Raw genomic sequence first — 6,164 nt, 5'->3', positions numbered from 1 at the left:
GCTGTGGTCCCACTCTGACCCATCCCGAACTCAGTCGTGAAACGCAGCTGCGGCGAAGATAGTGAGGGGGTTGCCCCTTGTCAAAATAGCTCGATGCCAGGTCCTTACTTGAACCCCTTCAACTGCTCCTCGGAGTGCTTGGAGGGGTTCTATTTTGATGACATTTGATCCTCATTCATACGATCAAAACCGCCTGAATTGACCCAATTGATTCAGGCGGTTTTGGTTATGTGTAGGTAGATAGCGAAATTAGTTTTCTCGGATAGTGAGGTTATAGCTGGTTGCGGTAGGGCCACTATTGCCAATAAAGAAGGAGTAGGTGCCCTGGTTTAGTAGCCCCGGTGCATTGATAGTACCGCCGCCACCGGTATGACATTCGCTGAAGCCATTGCTGCCTTGAATAAGCAGGGTAAGACCGCTGGTACCGTTTACAGCAATATCGACGGCAGCAAAGTCTTGATTAACCTGCAAAACTTGGACTGCACTATCACCAAGAACACCACAGCTGGAAGGGCGACTAGGATTAACAGAACCGCTGGTTTGTATGGGCTGGCTGAGAGGAGTTTGAGCAACGGACTGGGCTGAGGCCACGCCTGTGCCCAAAGCCAAAGCAAGGGCGGCGGCGGGCAGAGAAAAGGATTTGAGCATAGCTTTCATGGCGTGTCCTCCAATTAGGAGCATTTGTCTATGTTTCTATCGTATTCAAAGATACAGGCGGATGTGACAGTAAATGTGCCAGATTTCAAGGTGCCTAGACCTTGTATAAACGGTTGAAATGTTGAGGGTTAAAATCCGCCGGAATAGAAGGCCTTCGCTATTATGAAGGGCAACTGCGGTGGAAAACTAGGGCTAGTTTCCGGGCGTCGCTTGCTTAGTATTCCTTAGTAAATTCAAAACCTGGACTGTATCAGGCTTTCTATGGCACAGACTTCTCCTTCTCAGCCGATTTCAGCTCAGGTGTCTGTCGCTCGGGTACAGGGGCGGTTATCGGTACCTCACAGTTTATTGCTGCGGCGACTGGCGGCCTGGGGTTTAGAGGTGGGGCTGCTGGTGGGGAGTATAGCGCTTCCCTGGGGAGCAGGAGAGTTAGTTCGTCGGCATTCTACCGCAGAGCTAGTGCCGGTAAATTCGGCGGTAGCGGCGGCTCAGAGCGCAATTGCTCGTCCGTTGGGGCTATCGCGCCAGCGTCTGGTGACGGAGGTGCCGCCTCTAACCAATGTGCTGTGGTTTAGTACCTTGGTGTTACCAGGGGTCTTTGTGGGCACTCAACTCTATGGTCTAGCGACCCGAGGTAAAACTTGGCCGAAGGGCTGGCTAGGAATACAGGTGGTGGCGAACGATCGCCCCTTACCCAGTGCCCGCAAGATCTTAGTGCGAGAGCTAGGTCGCTGGGGGTTGCCCACAGTAGTGGCCTATGGAATTTGGCTCGGTAGCGGAGCGTTTCCTAGTTTGCCTTGGCTCGGTGGGCTGACTCTTGTCTGTGGATTGGGGGCGGGGGCTATTGGGCAGACTAGCCGTTCGCGGTGGACCTGGTATGACCATTTGGCACGCACTCGGGTTGTGCTGTTGCGGGGCGGGCAGATACCGAGTCGGTATCATCCTGTATCTGACAGCCAAAACAATGATTCCTTGAATGGAGGAGATGCTTCAGCCTTGTCAACGTCGTTGTCCCTAGCGAGATTGACCCCAGAAGAATACAGCGGCTTCAGGGCCATTGTGCTGTCTCCAGCTGAGTCAGCAGCGGTGTCGTGGAGCCAAGGCTGGCAGCGACATATACCTGTGATTAGCGCCCTGGCTGGGGTGATTGTGCTGGGTGGTTTGGGAGCTGTGTGGCTAGATCGACGGTTACCTGAGACCAATCAAAGAGATGCGTTGTTTTTGGCCCTGGTAGAAAATCTCAGCCGCAATGCCACCTCGTTTAGCGATCGCCAGGCTGCCGCCTTAGCACTAGCCAGTAGTCAGGACAGCCGCGCTATACCGCTGTTAGTGGACATGCTAGCTCAGACTAGTGATCCTAACTTACTCGATACCTTGCAGCAGGCCCTAGTTACCTTAGGGCCATCGGCTATTCCTCACTTGCAGCGGCTTAATCTAGCTCTAGCCAACGACCTGCTATCGCTGCCCCCTGAGCAGCGACTGCTGCCACAGCTGCGACAGCGCACGGTGAAGCAAACCTTGACTAAAATTTTGGTACTGCACAGCGGCAATCTTAACCAGATTGACCTCAGCGGCACCAATTTGAGCTATATAATTGAAAGCCCTGACGCCTTTACCATGGTGTTGGAGCAACAGCATTTGGCGGGAATTACCTGGCGCAACGCCGTGCTTTCGGGGGCGAGAATGCGCAAGGCCAAGCTTTTCGATGTGGGGGCAGATGGTCGTCAGGATACCTTTGATGATTGGACAACTGACTTCAGTGGCTCAGATCTAACAGAAGTCAGTCTGGTGGCTGCCCATTTGCACCGTACGGTGTTTCGCAATACCAGCCTGTTGCGGGCCAACTTGAGCAATTCCCTGGCGGCCTATGCTGATTTTTCTGGGGCTAATGCAAGCAGCGCCTGGTTTATTGCTGCGGATGTTAGCCACGGCAAGTTTAACGGTGCCAGTTTGGTGGGGGCAGATTTGACCGACGCCAACTTGAGCCAGGCCAGCCTTGTAGATGCTCGCCTGCGGCAGGCGTATCTGGCGGGGGCAACGCTGACCTCGGCGGATCTAACCCGGGCGGATTTGGCTGACGCTAATCTGAGCGAGGCGGACCTAACGGCAGCTAATCTACGCCAGGCTAACCTCACTCAGGTTGGGCTGCAAGGGGCTGACCTGAGCCAGGCCAACCTGGAGGGAGCAAATTTGGTAGGGGCTAACCTAGAGAGAACAGTTTTGAAAAAGGCGAACTTGGCTGGGGTCGATCTGGCTGGGGCGCAATTTTTTACGCCGGAGCGATCGCAGGAAGATGCGTTTGTAACCACCATCGTGGCGCCAAAAAACACCGAACTGCTGATGGGGGTAGACTTTTCTCAAGCGTTAAATCTTGAGGGTGAGCAGCTAGAGTATATCTGTGGTCAGGGGGGCATTCACCCTGCGTGCCGGTCTGAGTTTTAGTTTCTGGTAGAAGGGCAAAACATTGCTAGCGAATGATCTAGATATGGCAGAGGCATTTTAGGGGCAAACCCATGCAGCGCACCCGTTTAAGTACCCTAATCGACGACCTGGGTGATCAGTTTAGTCAGTGGCTAATTAACCCCTGGCGGCGGGTATCACTGGTGTTGCTGAGCCTGCTGCTAGGCTACTTTTTTACGGTGTCTCTAGCGGCGATCGCCGGTCAAGCCGCTGCGCAAGATACCGTTGTCTCAGCGCTTTTAGTGCTGGTGGCAGAGCTGATCAGCTGGCTCGTGTATAGTCGTCGCTGGCGCGATCCAGCCCTGGTAAAAACGGTGCCAAAACCGGTTTGGCTAGACTGCATCAACAGCTTTAAAGTTGGGGCTATTTACGCCGTGAGCGTGGAGGCCTTTAAACTGGCCAGTTAGAACGAGGAGTCCGTAATGGCTAGGGTGTCCACCAACTGAGCTGCTAGAGTTGTAATCGCTGCCCAGTTTTGCTCAGCTACAGCAGCTTTGGGAAACAGGCTGGTGGAAAGACCCACGGCGATCGCCCCTGCCCTCAGCATATCCCTAGTATTCTCAACGGTTACCCCACCGGTAGGAATGAGCGGAATGTGAGTCAGCGGCCCCTGAAAGCTACGGATGTAGCTGGCTCCTCCCACGGCATTGATCGGAAACACCTTAACGGCTGTTGCTCCGGCTTGCCAGGCGGTGACAACTTCGTTAGGCGTGAGAGCACCTGGCACAATAGGAACTTCCATCTTTTGGGCCAGCTCAATAATTGCCGAATCGGTGTGAGGGCAAAAGCAAAAATGCGCTCCAGCTCCAACTGCATCTCTCAGATTGGCTTTAGATAAAACAGTGCCAACGCCGATGGTGCAGTGGGGCAATCGGTGACTGAGCTTGCTGACTAGATCCCCAGGATGCCAGCTATTCCAGGTAATCTCAATTAGATGGATACCGCCAGCAGCAGCAGCTTCGGCCATGGCAAGCCCCTGATTGAGATCAAGGGCGCGGATAACGGCGATCGCCCGGTGCTGTCGCAATAGGGCCAAAAAAGCATCTCTGTCCATTGGCCCATCCTAAAGGTGTCGGCAGAGGATGGGGCGGGGGCAGCACCTTTTGTAACGTAACCTAGGCCTTACCCCGCTGCCGCCTGACCACAGCGTTGTAGGCAAAGAAGGCAATCAAAATCAGCGACGCCGAGAAAATGGTTGTCAACGTGCCCAAGGCGTAGAGGGCAGGCGAGGTAACGTTGGTGGTCATCCCGAAGATTTCCAGTGGCAGAGTGTTGCTCTGACCCGACACCAGTGATGTTCGGGTAAATTCGTCGTAGGAGAGGGTGAAGGTAAGCAGCCCTACTCCCAGCAAGCTGGGGGCAATTAAGGGCATCACAATCTCCCAGAAGGTTTTAGAGTCGGTAGCTCCCAGATCACGGGCAGCCTCTTCGTAGGAGGGGTTAAAGCGGTTGAAGATGCCCAACATGATCAAAAAGGCAATGGGCAAAGTCCAGGTTAGGTGAGCGCCCAGGCCGGAGGTAAACCAGTTGGTGGGCCAACCTATTACCTGAAACACAACCCCAATGCCCAGAGAAACCAGAATGCTCGGCACAATCAGACTGGCAATGGTCATGTAGAAAATTACCGTAGAGCCCTTAAACCGCTGGCGAAACCCCATGCTGGCCAATACTGAAGCAGTGATAGTAATCGCCATGACAGCTGCGCCTAGAATGAGCGATCGCACAAAGGGCTCAATAAAATTGCCTACTCGCTGCTCTTGAAACACCTGCCCCAGCCAATAAAAGCTCAAGCCTCGCATGGGAAAGGTTAATCCGCCATCCGGCCCCTGCATGGACAACATAAAAATGGTGATCATCGGGCCGTAGAGAAACAGCACGAATAGGCAGAAGAACGCTAGCAGCAGGTAATAAGTCAGTGAGCGTTTTTGCATGGGTTTTTATCGGGAGTTGTCGGTGGGCTAATTGACTGACAAAATTGCTTAGCTCAATTCCTAAAAGTTCTCACCTTAGCCCTCTCCCTTAGGGAGAGAGAACCGGGAAAGTAGCTTGGCTGCGGTGAGGGCGCACAACCTCTGTTCTACAGCTCCTTACGAATATCTAGCACGCGTAGAATCGAGACGATGATCAGCATGGTCACGGCTAACAGCACGATCGCATTAGCCGCCGCCAAGGGATACTGCAAACTACCAATCTGGGTCTGAATCAGCTTGCCAACCGATGCTGACTGCCCGCCCCCCATGAGGCGAACGGTCACAAACTCGCCCATCACCAACGTGACAATGAAGATCGAGCCGATCGCAATGCCTGGTGCCGATAGTGGCAAAATCACTTCCTTAAAAACCTGCAGGCCAGAAGCGCCGAGGTCTTCAGCTGCGGTTACTAAGGAGCGCTCGATTCGCATCAAACTGTTGAAAATGGGCGCAATCATAAAAATGATGTAAAGGTGCACCATACCCAGCACCACCGCAAAGTCGGAGTAGAGTAAAAACTCCATTGGCTGCTGAATCAGTCCAACACCCATAAACATTTGGTTGACCAATCCCTCTCGCCCTAGCAATGGGACCCATGAGATCATCCGAATGATGTTCGAGGTCCAAAACGGGATTGTACAAACTAAGAACAGCAAAATTTGCCACTCTAGCTTAGGCACATGGAACGCCAAGAAATAGGCCACTGGGTAGCCAATTAAAAGCGTCGCTAGCCACACCATCCCTAAAAACTTAAACGTGTTTAGATAGGTTTTAAACGTAACATCGGTCAAAATACCCTGGTAGTTAGCCAGAGTGAATGCCGGGGTCATAGAGTAGCCGTTGAATTCCCAAAAGCTCACCACCCCAATCATAAGAATGGGGAAGACCAAAAACAGCAGAAATACCAATGTCTGCGGCGTAATTAGCGCGTAGGGCTTGAGGGCTTTCCAGGTTTCAGACATGGGCAGATTGGGGGTATATAGAGTGGAGAGTGATCGAGACAAGGGAGGTAATGAAGATGAGCAAATGAGGAGATAGAGACAATCCCTACTCCCCTACCCCCTCACTCCCCTACAT

General features: G+C 53.0%; 6 protein-coding genes and 1 rRNA gene. 3 read left to right on the top strand and 4 right to left on the bottom strand.

What is annotated here, in order from left to right:
- A 5S ribosomal RNA gene (gene rrf / locus NC979_RS25470) occupies positions 1 to 102 on the top strand; the annotation flags it as partial.
- Positions 103 to 249: 147 nt separating this feature from the next.
- Here rrf and NC979_RS24670 read toward each other — a convergent pair.
- Positions 250 to 657, bottom strand: coding sequence for a hypothetical protein (locus NC979_RS24670; RefSeq protein ID WP_190517971.1), 408 nt, complete (start codon positions 655 to 657; stop codon positions 250 to 252).
- Between the two features lie 261 nt (positions 658 to 918).
- Here NC979_RS24670 and NC979_RS24665 point away from each other — a divergent pair, with 261 nt between their 5' ends.
- A complete protein-coding gene (locus NC979_RS24665; protein WP_190517968.1) occupies positions 919 to 3,099 on the top strand; it encodes a pentapeptide repeat-containing protein in 2,181 nt (726 codons plus the stop codon).
- 71 nt (positions 3,100 to 3,170) lie between these two features.
- Positions 3,171 to 3,524, top strand: coding sequence for a DUF565 domain-containing protein (locus NC979_RS24660; RefSeq protein ID WP_190517966.1), 354 nt, complete (start codon positions 3,171 to 3,173; stop codon positions 3,522 to 3,524).
- On the opposite strand, the gene NC979_RS24655 is transcribed toward NC979_RS24660, so the two are convergent.
- The 3 genes from NC979_RS24655 to NC979_RS24645 form a co-directional block, all read right to left on the bottom strand.
- A complete protein-coding gene (locus tag NC979_RS24655) occupies positions 3,521 to 4,171 on the bottom strand; it encodes a bifunctional 4-hydroxy-2-oxoglutarate aldolase/2-dehydro-3-deoxy-phosphogluconate aldolase (RefSeq protein WP_190517964.1) in 651 nt (216 codons plus the stop codon). The two genes, NC979_RS24660 and NC979_RS24655, sit on opposite strands and share 4 nt — an antisense overlap.
- A 61-nt stretch (positions 4,172 to 4,232) precedes the next feature.
- Positions 4,233 to 5,048 carry an ABC transporter permease gene (locus NC979_RS24650; protein ID WP_190517962.1) on the bottom strand — a complete coding sequence of 272 codons (816 nt, stop codon included), beginning with the start codon at positions 5,046 to 5,048 and terminating at the stop codon, positions 4,233 to 4,235.
- 146 nt (positions 5,049 to 5,194) lie between these two features.
- Entirely contained in the window at positions 5,195 to 6,049 is an 855-nt protein-coding gene (locus NC979_RS24645) for an ABC transporter permease (protein WP_190517960.1), read from the bottom strand.
- Positions 6,050 to 6,164 lie beyond the last annotated feature (115 nt).

This window comes from Leptolyngbya subtilissima AS-A7 (assembly GCF_039962255.1).
Taxonomy (GTDB): domain Bacteria; phylum Cyanobacteriota; class Cyanobacteriia; order Phormidesmidales; family Phormidesmidaceae; genus Nodosilinea.
This window is presented reverse-complemented; position numbering and strand designations above follow the sequence as displayed.

What these genes read in the sequence shown, in the direction of transcription:
- NC979_RS24670 (WP_190517971.1), bottom strand. Translation starts at nt 657, where the DNA reads ATGAAAGCTATGCTCAAATCCTTTTCTCTGCCCGCCGCCGCCCTTGCT.
- NC979_RS24665 (WP_190517968.1), top strand. Translation starts at nt 919, where the DNA reads ATGGCACAGACTTCTCCTTCTCAGCCGATTTCAGCTCAGGTGTCTGTC.
- NC979_RS24660 (WP_190517966.1), top strand. Translation starts at nt 3,171, where the DNA reads ATGCAGCGCACCCGTTTAAGTACCCTAATCGACGACCTGGGTGATCAG.
- NC979_RS24655 (WP_190517964.1), bottom strand. Translation starts at nt 4,171, where the DNA reads ATGGACAGAGATGCTTTTTTGGCCCTATTGCGACAGCACCGGGCGATC.
- NC979_RS24650 (WP_190517962.1), bottom strand. Translation starts at nt 5,048, where the DNA reads ATGCAAAAACGCTCACTGACTTATTACCTGCTGCTAGCGTTCTTCTGC.
- NC979_RS24645 (WP_190517960.1), bottom strand. Translation starts at nt 6,049, where the DNA reads ATGTCTGAAACCTGGAAAGCCCTCAAGCCCTACGCGCTAATTACGCCG.